18 protein-coding genes are annotated in these 16,134 nt (G+C 68.4%); 8 read left to right on the top strand and 10 right to left on the bottom strand.

Annotation, left to right across the window (positions count from 1 at the left end; genetic code table 11):
• Positions 1-138 precede the first annotated feature (138 nt).
• Both DL991_RS30370 and DL991_RS30365 read right to left on the bottom strand, forming a co-directional pair.
• A complete protein-coding gene (locus tag DL991_RS30370) occupies positions 139-801 on the bottom strand; it encodes a hypothetical protein (protein WP_125787785.1) in 663 nt (220 codons plus the stop codon).
• Between the two features lie 2 nt (positions 802-803).
• Positions 804-1,526, bottom strand: coding sequence for a MerR family transcriptional regulator (locus DL991_RS30365; RefSeq protein ID WP_125787784.1), 723 nt, complete (start codon positions 1,524-1,526; stop codon positions 804-806).
• Between the two features lie 413 nt (positions 1,527-1,939).
• Here DL991_RS30365 and DL991_RS43505 point away from each other — a divergent pair, with 413 nt between their 5' ends.
• The 7 genes from DL991_RS43505 to DL991_RS30330 all read left to right on the top strand — a co-directional run bounded on the left by DL991_RS43505 (position 1,940) and on the right by DL991_RS30330 (position 9,949).
• Entirely contained in the window at positions 1,940-2,236 is a 297-nt protein-coding gene (locus DL991_RS43505) for an alpha/beta fold hydrolase (protein ID WP_233599069.1), read from the top strand.
• Between the two features lie 84 nt (positions 2,237-2,320).
• On the top strand, positions 2,321-2,710 hold the full coding sequence (locus DL991_RS43500; RefSeq protein ID WP_125787783.1) for an alpha/beta hydrolase: 390 nt from the start codon (positions 2,321-2,323) through the stop codon (positions 2,708-2,710).
• Positions 2,711-3,315: 605 nt separating this feature from the next.
• On the top strand, positions 3,316-4,020 hold the full coding sequence (locus tag DL991_RS30350) for a response regulator transcription factor (RefSeq protein ID WP_125787782.1): 705 nt from the start codon (positions 3,316-3,318) through the stop codon (positions 4,018-4,020).
• A gap of 100 nt (positions 4,021-4,120) precedes the next feature.
• Positions 4,121-4,621 (top strand): lamin tail domain-containing protein, encoded by a 501-nt coding sequence (locus DL991_RS30345; RefSeq protein WP_125787781.1) that lies wholly within the window; start codon positions 4,121-4,123, stop codon positions 4,619-4,621.
• Positions 4,622-4,676: 55 nt separating this feature from the next.
• Entirely contained in the window at positions 4,677-4,934 is a 258-nt protein-coding gene (locus DL991_RS30340; RefSeq protein WP_370308207.1) for a helix-turn-helix domain-containing protein, read from the top strand.
• A 132-nt stretch (positions 4,935-5,066) separates the two neighbouring features.
• Positions 5,067-5,696 carry a lamin tail domain-containing protein gene (locus DL991_RS30335; RefSeq protein WP_125787779.1) on the top strand — a complete coding sequence of 210 codons (630 nt, stop codon included), beginning with the start codon at positions 5,067-5,069 and terminating at the stop codon, positions 5,694-5,696.
• 296 nt (positions 5,697-5,992) lie between these two features.
• A complete protein-coding gene (locus DL991_RS30330; RefSeq protein ID WP_233599068.1) occupies positions 5,993-9,949 on the top strand; it encodes a S8 family peptidase in 3,957 nt (1,318 codons plus the stop codon).
• Here the strand turns inward: DL991_RS30330 and DL991_RS30325 are convergent.
• The 3 genes from DL991_RS30325 to DL991_RS30315 all read right to left on the bottom strand — a co-directional run bounded on the left by DL991_RS30325 (position 9,912) and on the right by DL991_RS30315 (position 12,313).
• Positions 9,912-10,946: a helix-turn-helix domain-containing protein gene (locus tag DL991_RS30325; protein ID WP_125787777.1), complete on the bottom strand. Its 1,035-nt coding sequence runs from the start codon at positions 10,944-10,946 to the stop codon at positions 9,912-9,914. The genes DL991_RS30330 and DL991_RS30325 overlap by 38 nt on opposite strands.
• Before the next feature lie 81 nt (positions 10,947-11,027).
• Positions 11,028-11,798, bottom strand: a complete 771-nt coding sequence (locus tag DL991_RS30320; RefSeq protein WP_125787776.1) for an alpha/beta fold hydrolase — start codon at positions 11,796-11,798, stop codon at positions 11,028-11,030.
• Positions 11,795-12,313, bottom strand: a complete 519-nt coding sequence (locus DL991_RS30315) for a PadR family transcriptional regulator (protein WP_125787775.1) — start codon at positions 12,311-12,313, stop codon at positions 11,795-11,797. Before DL991_RS30315 ends, DL991_RS30320 begins: the two co-directional genes overlap by 4 nt.
• A gap of 137 nt (positions 12,314-12,450) precedes the next feature.
• Here DL991_RS30315 and DL991_RS30310 point away from each other — a divergent pair, with 137 nt between their 5' ends.
• Positions 12,451-13,209, top strand: coding sequence for an SGNH/GDSL hydrolase family protein (locus tag DL991_RS30310; RefSeq protein ID WP_125787882.1), 759 nt, complete (start codon positions 12,451-12,453; stop codon positions 13,207-13,209).
• On the opposite strand, the gene DL991_RS30305 is transcribed toward DL991_RS30310, so the two are convergent.
• The 5 genes from DL991_RS30305 to DL991_RS30285 form a co-directional block, all read right to left on the bottom strand.
• The gene (locus DL991_RS30305) at positions 13,200-13,772 is read right to left on the bottom strand and encodes a TetR/AcrR family transcriptional regulator (RefSeq protein WP_125787774.1); all 573 of its coding nucleotides are present in this window, start codon (positions 13,770-13,772) and stop codon (positions 13,200-13,202) included. The two genes, DL991_RS30310 and DL991_RS30305, sit on opposite strands and share 10 nt — an antisense overlap.
• A gap of 89 nt (positions 13,773-13,861) precedes the next feature.
• Positions 13,862-14,257, bottom strand: a complete 396-nt coding sequence (locus tag DL991_RS30300; RefSeq protein ID WP_255433394.1) for an SRPBCC domain-containing protein — start codon at positions 14,255-14,257, stop codon at positions 13,862-13,864.
• Positions 14,258-14,295: 38 nt separating this feature from the next.
• The gene (locus tag DL991_RS30295; protein ID WP_125787772.1) at positions 14,296-14,604 is read right to left on the bottom strand and encodes a metalloregulator ArsR/SmtB family transcription factor; all 309 of its coding nucleotides are present in this window, start codon (positions 14,602-14,604) and stop codon (positions 14,296-14,298) included.
• Positions 14,604-14,990 carry a VOC family protein gene (locus DL991_RS30290; RefSeq protein WP_125787771.1) on the bottom strand — a complete coding sequence of 129 codons (387 nt, stop codon included), beginning with the start codon at positions 14,988-14,990 and terminating at the stop codon, positions 14,604-14,606. Before DL991_RS30290 ends, DL991_RS30295 begins: the two co-directional genes overlap by 1 nt.
• Before the next feature lie 25 nt (positions 14,991-15,015).
• Positions 15,016-16,026 (bottom strand): hypothetical protein, encoded by a 1,011-nt coding sequence (locus DL991_RS30285; RefSeq protein ID WP_125787770.1) that lies wholly within the window; start codon positions 16,024-16,026, stop codon positions 15,016-15,018.
• Positions 16,027-16,134: the final 108 nt, after the last annotated feature.

The raw sequence follows: 16,134 nt of genomic DNA, 5'->3' as shown, positions 1-16,134 counted from the left end.
CCCGCCCAGCGTCCGCGACGGTTTGGGGAAGGCGACACCCAGCACGTCCACGGTCTCCAGGTCCGTCCCCCGCATGCGGCATCCTCCTCGCGCTCGGTGACTTGTGGATCTCCCCGCGCGCCGGAACCCCTCACCACCTCAAGAGGTGACGGAGTCGATCAACCGGTTGTACCGGAGCCTCAGCGCGCGTTCGAGAGCGGAGAGGAAACCCGCCACCGTGAGCGTGATCTTCGCCCATTTCGGCAGCACCAACGGCGAGGTGAAGGTCCCGACGTGTTCGGCGACAACGGGGATCTTGGTGACGGCCTCCGCGCCTTGGAGCAGGCCGAAGACGAGCGCGATCAGCAGGATCACGAGCGAGACCGCCCCGATCGCGGCGCTGGTCCGGGGGAACCGCCGCCCGAACCTCGCCCGCAGTCCTTCCTGCGAACGAGGGTGAGGCCGCAGTGCCCGCTCGTCGCCGTGCTCGGGGACGAAGTGCATACGCTTCAGCCCGACCGCGCTGGTGGCGACTTCGACGACGCCGCCCGGTACGGGGAACGCCGCGGGAAGGTTGGACCGGAAGAGCTGGACGCCGTCCCGGTACAGCGCTGCGGGGCTCTTCCCGGCCGCGTCTTCGTGCTGCCTCCGGGTTTTGGCGTCGGCGAGGTACCGGACGTCGACCGCGTAGAGGTGTGCTTCGTGATCGAGGAAGAACAGCGAACGGGAGAAGAGCTGCCACCGGCGGTACTCGGCCAGCGGGGATCCGTCCCCGGACCTGACCCTGGAGAGCTGCCACCGTCGTTTGAGTTTCTTGACCATCGTCAGGACATCGCTTCCGGTGGGTTGAGGCCGAGGAGGGCGTTCACGCGCTGCAAGACGTCCAGCTGGGCCGGGTTGTACAGATCCACCACGCCGTGGAGGACGACCGGTGTGGTGAGGGCTTTCCACGTCTTCGCGTCCAGCAGTCCGGGCTGGGCTTCGTACTGGTCGCGGGCGATCGGCGCGAAGGCCTCGGCGACACGCTGCCTCGTCGCGTCGTCGGCGTCCGCGGGCAGCTCGTCGAACTCCTTCTGGACGGCAGGCCGGGAGGCCGGTTGCAGCGCGTGCAGGGAGGCCATCGTGGCCGGGTCCAGCACCGTCGAAAAGATCATCATCAGTGATCGCTCCTCCTCCGGCATGCCCTCGACGTTGCCGTCGAAGCCCGGTGGCAGGTCCACCAGGCTGCGGCGGCGCAGGATCAACGCCAGCTCGTCGCGCATCCGCTGCTGCCGTTCGATACTCGCCCGCAGTTCCTCGTCCAGGGCGCGCAGCGTGTGCTCCGCGCGCTCGTCCGAGTCCGCCATCGCCGGGATCGCGGACAGCGGCACCCCCAGCTCCACCAGCCGCCGGATCCGCAGTAACCGGACCAGATGCTCGACGCGGTACCGCTTGTACCCGTTGTGTGCTCGTTCCGGCTCGTCGAGCAACCCGATCCGGTGGTAGTAGCGGACGGTCTTCAGCGTCGTGCCGGCCAGGTCCGCCAGCTCCCGTGTGCTCCAGGACATCCCCCGCATTGGACACCGTGCCCTCGGGGCATGGTCAAGCCGCTTGACCATGCCCCGAGGGCACGGCCTCGAATACGCCCGTCGTTGATCACATCGATCGGGGAAAGATGACGAGACGGAAGCGAGCCGCGGCACTGGCCGTGGTCCTCGGCCTCGCGGGGCCGCTGTTCGCGGCGCCCGCCGGGGCGGACGAGACCGGCGGCGCGGCGAGGTGTGCTCATGCTGAACCTGGGCGGTCCGGGTGGGTCGGGGCTGTCGTTCCCCGCGGATCTCGCCTCGCACGGCATGCCCGCGAGTGTCCTGGACGGCTACGACGTGATCGGCATGGACACCAGAGGAATCGGGCATTCGACCCCGGAGAGCTGCGGGTTCACGGCCGAGCAGGAGTACATGGCAACATCCCGCCGTACGCGGTGGACGAAGCGGCGGTCGCCGAGCAGGCGAAGATCGCGAAAGCGATGGCCGCACAGTGTGCCGCGAACGACAAGGGCGGCAGGCTGCGGCATATCTCGACGGCGAACATGGCGAGGGACCTCGACCGGATCCGGGCCGCGCTCGGCGAGGAGAACGCCGGCTTCCTGGGATACTCGTACGGTTCCGCGCTCGGCGCGGCGTACGCCTCGATGTTCCCCGAAAAGTCCGACCGGATCGTGCTCGACAGCGAGGTATGGGCAGACGGCGCTGTGGTGGCAGTCGGTCCGCGACGGTGACAAGGCAGCGGCGGCACGCGTCGCCGCCGAAGCGAAGCGCCTGTCCCCCGCGGCCGCGCCGTCGCCTGCGGACAACCGTGGTCCGTGTTCCTCGCGGTGACGTGCAACGACGTCGCCTGGCCCTCGGATCTACGCACCTATCAGCGTGGCGTGGCCGAAGACCGCGAGCGGTACCCGCTCTACGGCGCCGCCGGAGCGAACATCGTGCCATGCGCGTACTGGCCACCCCCCGTGGCGGTCGAGGGCAAGGGCCCGGAGAACGTGCTGGTCGTGCAGAACCGGCGGGACCCGGTGACCCCGCTGCGGGGCGGGCAGCTGATCGACGAGAAGTTCGGTGCCCGGTCGCGGCTGGTGACCGTGGACGCCAGTGGCCACGGCGTATACGTCCTCGGCGGCAACGCCTGCGCGCTGAACACCACGACGAACTTCCTGATGTCGGGGAAGCTGCCGAAGCGCGACGTGTCCTGTTCCTGATCGACCGGTGGAGGGCCCGGGCGCGGTTCTGGGCCCTCTTACCACTGGCACGATCACACTTCATCACCGAAGTGCGGTGAATACGCTCTTCACCGGCCTCCCGGAAATACGATTCCCCGACGAAGTCTTTCAACGAAACGCACCGAACCAGTACGATGAACGGGCGCGAACGGATAAACCGAACGCCGGTTCATGCCCCGGCGAGAACCGGACGAAGACGAATCCGTCGGATCATCCTTCCCCTTGAGATCTCGGCGGCACAACGGATCCGGCCTTCCACGTGTCCCGTGCGACGCGTTGGGAATTTGTATCCCCGATCCGCCGTCCGGCCCAAATCCGGCCATCTCATGTGGCGACTTTCCCTCTTGTCACCCGATTGCTGGTCCTCACCCGCGTGGAGAAGCGGGAAGATCCATACCGGACCGCGACGAAAGAGGATTCGGCGAAAATGACTACCGACGTCGCCGCGGCGGTCGGTTCGACGGATCGCCCGAGCGGCCGAACGTGTTCTTGGCGCATGCGGGCGCCGCCGGGACGACCCGGCCCGGACCGACCGCACGGCCCGGGGCCACCCCGGGCGTCCGTCAAATACCCCAAGGGGAACCATGAACCGCGTCACCACGCTCGTAGTAGACGATCAGCCCCTCATCAGATACGCGCTCAGCAGGCTGTTGCGGGATTCGGCAGGGGTGGGGGCGGTGGCCGAAGCCGCGAGCGAGCCGGAAGCGTTGTCGCAGTGCGAAAAGAGCCACCCCGACATGGTCATCACCGAACTGTCGATCTGGGGTGAGCCCGCCGGGACCGCGATCTGCCGGTTCGTCAAGGAACATTTCGAGCGCGCGGCCGTCCTGGTCTTCGCCGGTGACGCCTCGCCTTCGGCCATCGCCATGGCGCTGAACGCGGGTGCGGACAGCTTCGTGCACAAGTCGGCCAGCGGCGGCCAGGTGATGTCGGCGGTACGCTCCACCCTCGCCGGACAGCGGGTGTGCGTGCAGGCAGGCGGAACCCCGCGGCCGGTCACCGAAGCCGTGCGGTACGCGAGCCTGATGACCAGGCGGGAGGAGGACATCCTCGCGCTGATTCTCTACCGGTGGTCGAACGACGAGATCGCCGAAGAACTGCACCTCGCGACGCAGACGGTGAAGAACTACGTCAGCAGGATCCTGCAGAAACTGGGCTTCGGCAGTCGGCGCGACCTGTTCCGGGCACTGCGATTCCGGCCGGGCGGCACCCCGCTGCCACGGCTGGAGACCACGCCGCACGAAGGCGAGTTGCACGCCGCGGAACGGCTTGCCGGATACCGCGGCTAGGCCGGCCGGGTGGGCGGCGTACCGGAAGTACCGCGACCGGAGCAGGTTCGGTACCCACCGTATCCTGCGCCATCGAGATCGTTTTTCTAGCGTTGCGGTCATGACGAAGCCAGGCGTCCCGTTCGTGATCCTCGCGCTCGCCGGAACCCTCGCCCCGGATACCGTCCGGGCTTCGTCGGTCAAGATCCATGAGGTTCTCGGCGGCCCGGCCGGCTACATCGCCCTGCGCAACACCGGCGCCGTCACGCTCGACATCGGCGGTTGGTCCGTTCAGGCGTGCACAGGCGGAGCCGTGCCCGTCGAGCTGGCCACCATGCCTGCCGGGAGCGAGATCCCCGCCGGTGATCATTTCCTCATCACCGGACAGGGCTTCGGCGGGACCGTGCAGCAGATGGTCGTCGAGGCGATCGTCGGGGACGGCGAGATGCTGCTGGACCGGCGCAGAGCCCGGGTCGACAGTGTCGGTTGGGCGCCGTCGTCGCCCTGCCGCGAGAACCAGGCCGCCGTCGCCTGTCCCGGGTTCGCTCAGGCAAGGGACGCCGTCAGCCGCGACACCGACGACAACAAGGCCGACTTCGGCTGCGTACGGCCACTCCCCTGAGATCCGCTCCCCGACCGGTTTCGAATCCGTGTGCCCGCATCAGAAAGGTTCGGTCGTGACCCCCCTGTGCGAACTACTCGCCGAACAACGAATCGCGAAAGGCTGGTCGCAGTGCGACCTGGTCGCGAAGTTGCATATCCGCTCCGGCAACGACAGCGTGACGCGAGAGGAGATTTCCCGCTGGGAGCGAGGAAAACGTATCCCCGGCCCGTATTGGCGGCAACGGCTCAGCGACGTATTGGGCACGCCCAGCCGGGAGCTGGAACTCGCCGCCGCGGTCGCCAGAAGACAGCGGCGGAAAATTATCGACTGACGGGAAAGTACCGGAAAACTGGCCCCTTTCCGGCGACGCACCCGTTCTCGGATACTTATCTGGTCGCCGCCGGATGAAAGGATTCCGGTCCGGCGAACAGATCCCCGACAATCTGGCTGAAAGGAATTTCTCATGCGACGAATTCTGGGTGCTTCGGCGGTTTTCGCGATGCTGGCGATGGGTATGGCGGGCGGTGTCGCGAACGCGGCGGGCGAGAGTGAGGGGACCGAGGCCGCGCCGCTGGTCTCGTCCACGGTGGTGGTCAACGAGGTTTCGACCCGCGGCGTGAACGGCCTGCTCGACGAGTACGTCGAGTTGCGCAACGTCTCGAACCAGCCGCAGGACGTGAGCGGCCACGTGATCCGCATCTACTCGCCGTCGAACGTCGTGGTCGACACGATCGTCCTGCCGGCGGGCACGATCCTGCAGCCGAAGGGCAACCCCGGCCAGTACGCCGTGCTGGTCGGGCAGAACTTCTCCGGCACCATCGGCGACCAGACGTACGTCATTCCGTTCACGCTGACCGGCACCGAGGGCATCCCGACCCTCGGTGGCGTCTCGGTCCAGAACCTGGCCGGCGCGAAGATCGATGGTGTCGCCTTCAGCAACGCGGTCATGGCCGCACGTGAAGGCCAGGCGGCGACTCCGGAGAGCACCGTCACCGATTCGCTCAACGCGGCGAACACCCGCAACATCCTGAGCACCGACACCGACAACAACCGGCAGGACTTCTCGCTGCAGCTGCGCTCCCCGGGTCTGTAAGGCTTGTAGTACCGACCCGTTTCGCCCGGGCCCGGGCCGCCGTCGGCGGTCCGGGCCCTTCCATGGCGGTATCTCGCCAACGGCGACATACCGCCACCGAGAGTTGTGTTCATCTGAGAACTCCTGCCTCATCCTCTGGGAAATCCCTTTCGCGGCGGCCGTGACCACGGCCGCTTCGTGATATCCGAGGAGAGTGAGGCTCGATGCTTCCCCGTTCCCCTCACGTAACGAGACGCCCACGGCACCCATCGGCGATTCTGGCGGCCTCCGCTCTGGTCGCCCTTTCCCCGTTACCGGTGACCGCGACCGCCGCCATATCCGGACCCGTTCCCGTCGCCGGGCGGCCGGACGTCCACCGCGTCACGTTGCTCACCGGCGACGTGGTGACATACGAGCGGGACGGCGCCGGACACGGCAGCGCACAGGTCGAACCGGCGGTGCGGCCGGACCGGCCGAGTCCGGCGTTCCAGATCACGACCACGGCCGAAGGGCTGATGGTGTATCCGTCGGACACGCTTCCGTTCGTCGGCAAGGGATTGCTGAGCCGGGACCTGTTCAACGTGACCGCGCTCGTCGCCGACCGGCGTGACGACGCGGCGAGCGCCACGATCCCCGTCATCGTGCGCTACGGCGACCGATCGGGTCTGTCCGCGCAGTCGCTGGACGCGAAGGCGAAAGCGCTCCCGCAGACCCGGCGACGCACCCCGCTCGTCACGGCCAACGGGGTGGGAGTGCAGGTCGAGAAAGCGGGGACGGCCGAGTTCTGGCGCTCGCTCGTCGCGTTCGACGCAGGCGGAAAGCCCGCGCTGAGCCAAGGGATTTCACAGGTGCGCCTCGACAGGAAGGTCCGGGTGGCGCTGGACAAGAGCACCGGTCAGGTCGGTGCGCCGTCGGCGTGGAGCAGCGGGTGGACCGGGAAGGGGACCACGGTCGCGGTGGTGGACACCGGGATCGACGCGAACCATCCCGACCTGGCGGGCAAGACGATCGCCTCGGCGGATTTCACCGGAGAAGGCGACGCAGTGGACCGCCATGGCCACGGCACCCATTGCGCGTCGATCATCGCCGGCACCGGTGCGGCGTCGGACGGCCGGTACAAGGGCGTGGCGCCGGACGCGAAGCTGGTGGTGGCCAAGGTTTTCGACGCCTCCGGTGAGGGTGACACCGCACAGGTCATGGCCGGGATCGACTGGGCCGTCGCGCAGGGCGCGAAGATCGTGAACCTCAGTCTCGGTGCCGGTGTCAGCGACGGAGCCGACCCGTTGAGCGAGCAGGTCGACACGCTTTCGGCGAAGTCCGGCACGCTGTTCGTGGTCGCGGCCGGGAACTCCGGGCCTGGCGACCGGACCGTCACCACACCGGGGGCCGCGACGTCCGCGCTCACGGTCGGGGCGGTCGGCAGGGACAACTCGATCGCGTGGTTCAGCAGCCGCGGCCCGCGCCTGCGGGACGCCGCCGTCAAGCCGGAGATCACCGCACCGGGCGTCGGGATCGTCGCCGCGCGGGCCGCGGACACGGCGATGGGCGAGCCGGTGGACGACTCCTACACCACGTCGTCGGGCACTTCGATGGCGACGCCGCACGTCGCGGGCGCCGCGGCGATCCTGCTGCAACAGCAGCCAGGACTCACCTGGCGGGAACTGAAGAACACGCTCGTCACCACCGCCAAGGACGTCGGTCTTCGCTGGTATGAGCAGGGTTCCGGTCTCCTCGACGTCAGACGTGCGGTCTCGCAGAAGGCGACCGGAACCGCCGTCGCGAGCTTCGGGCGTAACGAGCGGAAGATCACCGGCACGGCTCAGGTCGTGCGGCAGCTGTCCTACACCAACGCCGGGGACCAGCCGCTGGCACTGAACCTGAAACTGACCGTGCGGCCATGGGACAGCGGCACCCAGCCCGGCACCGGGATGCGCCTGGCGAAACCGAACCTGTCCATCCCGCCGAAGTCCACCACCACCGTCGACCTCGCCGTGGACCCGAGCCAAGGGGTGGCAGGCGTCTACGGCGGCACGGTGGTGGCCACGACCGCGGACGGGGCCACCACCGTGCGGACGTCCGTGAGTACCTACAACGCGGCCGAGCTGTTCCCGGTGACGATCCGGGTGCGGGATTCGGCGGGCGGCCAGGCTCAGCTCGCCTCGGCCCAGCTGATCGACGACGCGGCCGGTGCGGGTAACCGCAATGACCCCTTCCTCGACCAGGTCAGCCAGCAGGTCGGCCTGGTCGACGGCGTCGGCAGGGTGCTCGTGCCCGCCGGGCGCTATTCGGCACTCGGCTGGGTGATGGAGCGCGGGCTGACCGTGCGCCGCTGGTCGGCGATGAGCGCGACGCAGGTCTCTGTCACGGCCCCGGCCGAGATCTCGCTGAACGCGGCGAGCGCCGTCCCGGCCGGGCTGGTCACGCCCACTCCCACCGACCTGCGGGACCGTACGGTGATGCTGCGGCGCGTGATTCCCGGCGGGGCGGGCGTGAACGGCTACGTCGGCGAAGCCGGGCTGACCGTGGGCGCGGGTTGGGACGTACGCGTGACCCCCGCGGCGGCCACCTCGGCAGGCGCGATTGCGTTGCAGGACAGCGCGACGCTGTCCCAGACCGCGGTCGAAATGCGGGTCGTCGGCGGCGGCTCGCCCGTGCTGAATCCCGCGTACGACGTGCCGACGCTGACGGCGAAGTCACCTGGTGAACGAACACTGCCGGTCGTGTTCGGCGGCGCGGGTGGCGCGAGTGATCTCGCCGGTCTCGACGTCCACGGGAAGGCCGTCCTCGTGCGGATCCCGGTCCAAGCCGGGTCGCCGAACCCGGTGGGCGACGTCTCCACCGGCATCGCGAACGCGGCACGCGCGGTGGCCGCCGCGGGTGGGGCCGCCATGATCCCTTACGCCGGTTCGCCGGGTTCGCTGAGTGTTCCTGGCCTCAGCAGTTCGGTGGTGCCGACCCTGTCCCTCGGCTGGGACGAAGGCGAGGCGCTACGGACCGCCGGCGCGGTTTCGGTGCGGTTGCTGGTGCGCGCGGCTCCGGACGCGATGTACAACCTCAGCTACCTCGACGCCAACGGTGTCCCGAAGGAGCTCGTCCGGCGTGTCGACCAGAAATCCTTGGTCGCCACGAAAACCGCCTACCAAGCCGAAAGACCCGCACTGAGCGCGCAGAAGAACTGGTACGCCTTCCCGACCGGGCTGTGGAAGACGCAGGTGGTGCAGGGCACGAAGATCCCGGTGCCGGGCGCGTGGACCGAGTACACCGGTCCGGCGGACGATCGGCTGGTCTGGAAACGGGTGGTCACCCTTTCCGGCACCGACACCGCGGGCCGTCGCGCAGCGCTGTCCATGAACGCGCAGAACATCTACCGCGCGAGCGAGCGGTCGAGGCCGGACGAGAGCTGGTTCCGCGCGCCGCTGCGCGGCGGGTCGGTCGAACTGCCATCCGACCATCCGGCTCGCTACCCGGCGACGGCCCGTGGCTGGGCGGTGCTGTGCTCGATGTGCCGCGGCGGCACGGACCCCGACCTCTTCGTCCCCGGGGCGCAGTGGATGGACGGCACAAGCGATGCGGGTTCGGGTGGGCACTACACGAATCCGTACGAGAACGCGCGGTACTTCGCGGCGACCACGGTGCGGTTGTACAAGGACGGGAAAGAGATCCCGCGATCCAATGCGGACGACCCACTCGCCCTTCTCCCGGTGTTCCGGCTCGCTCCCGCTCCCGCCACGTACCGGCTGGACGTGACCGACGTGATGCCCGGCCAGGCTCAGGTCGGCGTCCCGAGCGGCGTGCTGTTCCAGAACGCCCCGCGGACCGACACGTCGTGGACGTTCGCCTCGGCGCGGTCCGAGGCCGCGTCACCACTCGGGTTCTCCTGCTACGAATCGGGCAACGCGTGTTCCTTCCAGCCGCTCATCCAGCTGGACCACCGGCTGCCGCTGGATCTCGGCGGCCGCGCGCCGGCAGGGCGCCCGTTCACCTTCGACGTGTTCGCCGGGTCGCACAGCGGCGCGCGGGGCGGCGGGCCGGTGACTCAGCTGCGGGTCTCGGCGTCGACGGACGGCGGACGCACCTGGACGGCGGCGGGCGTCCGGCCGCACGGGAACGGGCTGTGGTCGGTGACGGTGGCCCATCCGCGACTCGCGGCGACCGACGGGTCCGTCTGGCTGCGCTCGGACGCACGGGACGGCTCCGGCAACACCGTGACGCAGACGGTCCAGCGGGCCTATGCGCTCACGGACGTGGCGAAGGCGAATCCGCGTCTTCGATGACGTCCTCTTCACGCGGGGGCCGGGTCGCCGGCAAGGTGACCCATCCCCGCGTGGCGACCTGAAGCCCGGCTTGGAAGCGGGTGGTCGCGCCGAGTGCGGTCATGAGGTCACGGAGCCGTCGCTGGAACGTCCGGTAGCTCATGCCGAGCTGCTTGGCGATGCTTCGGTCGGGCAGCCCGGTGGTGAGCAGCGCGAGCAGGCGGGCGTCGTCGGACGGCGCGACGTCCGTCTGCTCGACGGAGCCGGGCATGTGCAGCGGAAGTCCGGTCTGCCAAAGGAAAGCGAAGACCGCGCTGAGCGCGTCGAGCAAAGCGCACGGGTGGATCACCAGTGCCGTGCCGACCTGGGGAAGATCGGCACGCAGCGGCACCAGGCCGAGTCGCCGGTCGACCACGATCATCTTCAGCGGGGCGGTGGTGACCACGCGGGCCTCCTCGCCGAGAGCGAGCCCCGCCTCGATGTCGGACGACAGATCGTGCAATTCCAGCGCACTGCGCTCGTAGACCCCGCGGAACCGCACACCCCGGTTGAGAAGGTCACGTTCGGCGGGGTGCAGCACACTCGGCGGTTGCGCGTAAGGCGGCTTGTTGACGAAAGCGACCTCCTGCTCGGCCGAGCGCAGCAGCTGATCGGCCCGGTCGGCGATGAGCGCGTCCCCGTGGACCACCTCGATGAGGTCGACCGGCCGTTCGCCGGCCGTCTCCCGGTACCGCTCGCGCAACCGGTCGGCGACCAATCGCGCACTCGCGAGTTCCCGCTCCTTCTGCCGGAGCATCGCCTCCAGCGCGATCTCCGGTCGCACCGCCGAATACGCCTTCACCGGACCGGGCAGTCTGGTGAGCAACCCTTTTTCGGTCAGCGAGCGCAGAATCGGGAGCAGCCGCTGCTCGGACAACCCGGTTCGCCGCCGGATTTCGGCGACGGTCATCGAACCGGTTCCGGCGAACGCGTCGTAGACCTCGACGTCGATTTCACTCAGACCGATGATGTCCAGCAAATTAGCTCCCGCCGAGGTCGCTTTCGCCTGACCATACCGCTGGGCTTCGGCAGGCAAAAGGGACCGCGCTCGTCCAGGCGGTCACCCCACGAGACGCGGATCGACGGCTCCCTCGAGCCACGTGCGCAGAACACCGTTGAACAGTTCCGCGTCCTCCACATTCCAGATGTGATGCATCCCCGGCGCCACCCGGGAACATGTCTGTGGCGCGACTCGCGCGATGTCCGACAGGGATCGCCGCACCGCCGCGGAATCCTTCTCCCCCGCGATCGCGAGCAATGGGCCCCGATAGCGGCGTGCTTCCGCGGGCACCCCACCCGCGCACACTTCGGCGACCATCGCGGACTCGGTCTCCCGGCGCACCGAAAGACCGTGCTCGACATATCGGGCGCGTGAGTCTTCTGGGAGCCCGAAGACCGAGGCTTGCGCGCGCCAGAACCAGCGGGTCCGCAGCAAGGCCAGCTGCATCTTGCAGTACAGGCGCAACCCGACACCGGCGGGCACGAGCGGCGCGCTGGTCAGGAACGCCGAACCCACCCGGTCCGGATGCCGCGCCAGCACACGCAACGCCGTGAGGGCTCCGAGCGAAAGCCCGACGAGATCGAAGGGGCCGGCGACCCCGTGACCGGACACCCTCGCGACGACGTCGTCCGCCACCGCGTCCAGTCCCGGCCAGTCCTCGCCGACCCGCTCGCCGAAGCCCGGCAGATCCGGCGTGAGCACGGTCCGGTCGCCGAACGCGGACAGCTGCGGCTCCCACATCCAGTTCGCGGCGTTGCCGCCGTGCAACAGCACCAGAGGCCGCTTTGTCGCATCCGTCCCGGCGAAGTGCACTTCAGGGAACGCGCTCACGCGAGCTCCTCCTCGACAGCGTCGAGCCAGGCCAGTTCGACGCGCAGATGCGCGATCCCGTTGTCCAACGTGGACAGTCGCAGCCGGGCCGCGCGGTCGGACGCCGCCGGCTCGGCCCGCGTCCGTTCGAACCGCTCCAGCCTCGATCGGGTCGCCTCGCGATGTCCTGCCAAGAGTGAGCGGAAGGCGTCGTCGCCGAGGTCCGCGCCGAAGAACACCCGCGCGAGGAACGGGTCGCGCTCGACGTGACGCTCGGGCTCACTCGCCAGCCACTCGGCGAGAGCCGTCCGCCCCGCGGCGGTGATGCGGTGTTCCTGCCGGTCCGGTGCTCCGGAACCGGCCACCTTCTCGACATCGGCGAGCCCGTCGGTGACGAGTTGGGCGAGGGTGCGATAGATCTGCGCCTTGTCCGCCGCCCAGAAGTGCCCGACCGTCGAGTCGAAATGGCGTTTGAGGTCGTAGCCGGTCATGGGCGCGAGGGCGAGTAACCCCAGGATCAGGCGGGAGAGAACCATGCCCTTAGTAGACAGATCACCTATATGACTTGTCAACTAGTGGCCATCCAGGAGGGTGCGCCCGGTCCAGTGCGCCCGTCTGGGTAACATCCGGGTATGCCATCACCATTCGAGGGGGCCGCCTCGTGTCTTCCGCGATAAGCAAGCGCTTAGTCACCCTCGGGGACTCCTTCACCGAGGGTGTCGGCGACGAGGACCCGTCGTCGCCCAACGGCGTCCGCGGCTGGGCAGACCGCGTCGCCGCCACCCTCGCAGCCAACCACCAGGACTTCCGCTACGCGAACCTCGCGATCCGCGGCAAACTCCTCGGACAGGTCCTCGCCGAGCAGCTCGACCCGGCACTCGCGCTGCACCCGGACCTCGTGACGCTGTACGCCGGCGGCAACGACCTGATGCGGCCGAAGGTCGACATCGACGCCCTCATCGACGACTACGACATCGCTGTCGGCAAGGTCGTGGCCACGGGTGCGCGGGTCATCCTCTTCACTGGTGTCGACGGGGTCGAAGACGCGTTGTTCCGCAGGATCCGCGGCCGCGTCGCGATCTACAACGAGCACGTCCGCGGCATCGCCGCGCGCCACGGTGCGCTGCTGGTGGACATGTGGGCGATGCGGCAACTGCGGGACAGGCGGCTGTGGGCACCGGACCGCCTGCACCTGAACTCGTTGGGGCACAACGAGATCGCCATCGCCGTCCTCGACGCGCTCGGCGAACCGCACAAGCTGGCGTCCGCCGAGCTCGGACCGCGCCCGCTGCTGAGCCCGCAGGCGCGGCGCACCGAGAACCTCCAGTGGGGCAAGGAGCACGCTGTCCCGTGGATCAAGCGCAGGCTGCGTGGCGAATCGTCGGGCGACGAGCTCGCGCCGAAGCGGCCGGCGATGGACCCTTACGCCTGACGCGGCCGAAGCCCGTCGAAGAGGATGCAGATCGTCCGGGCCCGGAACTCGGGTCCGGCATGCTCCGCCGCCTTCGCCGTTCCGATGATCACCGGGATCAGTTCGTCGACTCCGAGATCCTTGCGGACGTCGCCGGTGTCCTGCGCCCGGCTGAGCAGTACGCCGAGCGCGTCCTTCAGGCGGACGCCGATGACCGCCCCTGCCGACGGAACGCTGACTCCGGCCGCCGACAGGGCTTCGAAGTAGGCGTTCTTGGCACCCGACATCTCGATCCAGCCGGTCAGGAACCCGAAGAATGTGGCGCCCGGGTCGGGTGAGTCGGCGGCGACCGTAGTCTCCGCTTCGTCGACGAAGCGGTGAAGGCGTGCGAAGAGCACCGCCTCCAGAAGCGCCTCTTTCGTCGGAAAGTGCCGGAACACGGTGCCAACTCCGACGCCTGCTTCGCGGGCGACTTCCTCTGTCGGCGCACTGGTGCCTTTGGCCGTGAAGACGCGCTCCGCGGCCTCCAACACCCGTGTGCGGTTACGGCGGGCATCGGCTCGGAGCGGTTTCTCGTCCGTCACAGCGGGGATCCTAGACCCGATGTCGAGAGCCTGTCCGGCGACTCGGGTCTCGGGATCGACGATGGAGGAATCGGGACGTTCAACGCCCTCTAGTCGGCCATCTCGTCCAGCACACGCGCCAGTGCCTTCGGAACCCCGGTGCGCCAGCCGCCGCCCATGATCCGGCGTGACATCCGCTGGAACTCGTCGTCGAGATCGAAGCCCTCGTGACTGAGGAACAGCCTGGTCCCCCGGCCCTCCGGCTCGAGCCGCCACGTGACCGTCCACTCCGGACCCCAGCTGATGCTCAGCAACCGTTCCGGCTCGACGGCCAGTACCTCGCAGGCGACCGGGCCGCCCTCGAATCCGACAGCGGGAACGGGGTCCGCGAGCAGTTCGAACCGGTGTCCCACAACGGGTTTGATGTCGTTCGGCATCCGGAGCCAGCGTTCGAGCAGCTGTGGTTCGGTCAGCGCGCGCCACACCTTGCGGGGCGGATGCGCCAGGAACTGATCGACATGAATGGCCGTCGGGTCCTCGTCGTTCAGAACTCCTCCTCGTCCAGCAGGTCGCGCAGGTTGCCGCGCCAGTAGCGCTCGTAGGGCGAAAGCCAGTCGGAGACCTCTTGCAGCGGAGCGGCCTCGAGAGAGTAGACGCGGTTGCGCCCCTGCCGCTCTTCCCGGACGAGGCCGGCCTCACGCAGCACCCGAAGGTGTTCCGAGAGGCTGGGCCGCCGCATGTCGAAGCGTTCGGCGATCTCCCCCGCCGCGCGCGGGCCGTCGAGGAGGATGCCCAGCACCTCACGGCGGGCCGGGTTGGCGAGCGCGGCGAAGACGTCGTCGTTGACCGGCACTAGCGCGGCCAGCTGCCGTAGCCGGACGGTTCGAGCAATCCCATCGCGTTGCCGTCGGGATCCTTCAACGAGGTCACGCGGCCCCACGGCATCTCCTCCGCGTCGTCGACCTCGATGCCCTGGGCGCGAAGCTCGGCGATGTCGGCATCGACGTCGGCGGTGCTCAGCTGGAAATGCACGCGCGTCTCGTGGTCGAGCCCGCCGACGGCGCGGTCGACAAGGACGATGCCGGTCTCCGCCCCCTTGGGGCCGACCATGACGAACGGGCCGTGCGGGCCGCTGACGTCGACGATCAGGTCGAAACCGAGCTTGCCGACGTAGAAGTCGCGCGCCCTGGCCTGATCGGCGACCGGAACGGTGAGGAACTGCACGCGTTCGATGTTCATGCCGCCACCATACGTAGGAGATTTCCTACATGTCAATCCCGGTCCCTTCGACGGAAAGGAACATCTGCGCGCCACGAGAGTCAGGCGCCGCCTTCGAGTCGTCGAACACCCGCGGTCGCCGGGTGAAACCGGCCGCTTCCAGAACGGCCATCAGATCCCAGATCAACTCGTGGGTCGCCACGACCAGACCGACTTCCCGAAGATCCCCCGGCAGCACGGAAACGATCTTCTCCGCGATCCGCAGGCCGATCTCGTGAACGGGATCCGCGTCCCGCCTCCCGATGACCGGAATCGTCGGCCTCCCGCTGCCGTCGACGAGCGTCCACGCTTGCCCGTCCTCGGTCACGACGGATTCGCGCGGAAGGTCGCCGCGGGAAACCGAGCGCAGCGACTGCCGCAAAGACTCGGCCTCGGCCAGCCGATTCAAGGCCCGCACGGTCGGCTCCGTCCAGACCATCGTCAGCCTGACTCCGGCTTCCTCGACTTCGTTGGTACCCATCGCACCCTCACGTGAAGGATGAACCGCCCAGAAGGCACCATTCCAGTAGGGGCGCTCGATACTCAATTCCATGGAAGGAAGCAGGCCCTCCACCCGGAGGCGATCCCAGACGAGGCCATCGATCACGTAGCCGAAGAGCACCCCGTAGGCGCAATGCGCCAGCCCCTGACCTACCAGGACATCGGTGAGCGCGGAGACATCGTTCGCGATTCCCGGCACGATCGCGTCGGCGAGCCGTGCCGTCCGGGTGCGCAATCCGGCCGTCTGCTCGGAGCCGAGTACGGGAAACGTGGTCACCAGGCGATCGCCTTCGACGGAAATGAGGCGATACGCCCGCAACAGCGCGATCTGACTGTCCAGCGGATCGAAACCCAGTTCCCGCAGTTCCGTGCGACTGACCCCCAAGCGTGCGTGAAAAAGCAGACGGCCGTTGTCGTCCATCCTCACAACATGATGAGGCGTGCTTCGCGCACCGAGGCAGAAGCAATGCAGTCCCCATTTCGCCAGGTCATCCGGGTCAGCGCCGAAGTCGTCCATGACCGAAGGCTTACCACGACGACCACCCTTACAACCTCTACTTAACTAGAGGTCCAGGGTTCGTGACCAGAGCCGCAAGAGCTTGAGTTCGCCTATGGACGAGCTTTT

Origin of the sequence: Amycolatopsis sp. WAC 01375 (assembly GCF_003947325.1) — a bacterium.
Lineage (GTDB): Bacteria > Actinomycetota > Actinomycetes > Mycobacteriales > Pseudonocardiaceae > Amycolatopsis.
This window is presented reverse-complemented; position numbering and strand designations above follow the sequence as displayed.

Bases quoted from the DNA above. Each gene is read 5' to 3' on its own strand.
- DL991_RS30370 (WP_125787785.1), bottom strand. From the start codon at position 801: ATGGTCAAGAAACTCAAACGACGGTGGCAGCTCTCCAGGGTCAGGTCC.
- DL991_RS30365 (WP_125787784.1), bottom strand. From the start codon at position 1,526: ATGTCCTGGAGCACACGGGAGCTGGCGGACCTGGCCGGCACGACGCTG.
- DL991_RS30350 (WP_125787782.1), top strand. From the start codon at position 3,316: ATGAACCGCGTCACCACGCTCGTAGTAGACGATCAGCCCCTCATCAGA.
- DL991_RS30345 (WP_125787781.1), top strand. From the start codon at position 4,121: ATGACGAAGCCAGGCGTCCCGTTCGTGATCCTCGCGCTCGCCGGAACC.
- DL991_RS30335 (WP_125787779.1), top strand. From the start codon at position 5,067: ATGCGACGAATTCTGGGTGCTTCGGCGGTTTTCGCGATGCTGGCGATG.
- DL991_RS30315 (WP_125787775.1), bottom strand. From the start codon at position 12,313: ATGGTTCTCTCCCGCCTGATCCTGGGGTTACTCGCCCTCGCGCCCATG.
- DL991_RS30290 (WP_125787771.1), bottom strand. From the start codon at position 14,990: ATGAACATCGAACGCGTGCAGTTCCTCACCGTTCCGGTCGCCGATCAG.
- DL991_RS30285 (WP_125787770.1), bottom strand. From the start codon at position 16,026: ATGGACGACTTCGGCGCTGACCCGGATGACCTGGCGAAATGGGGACTG.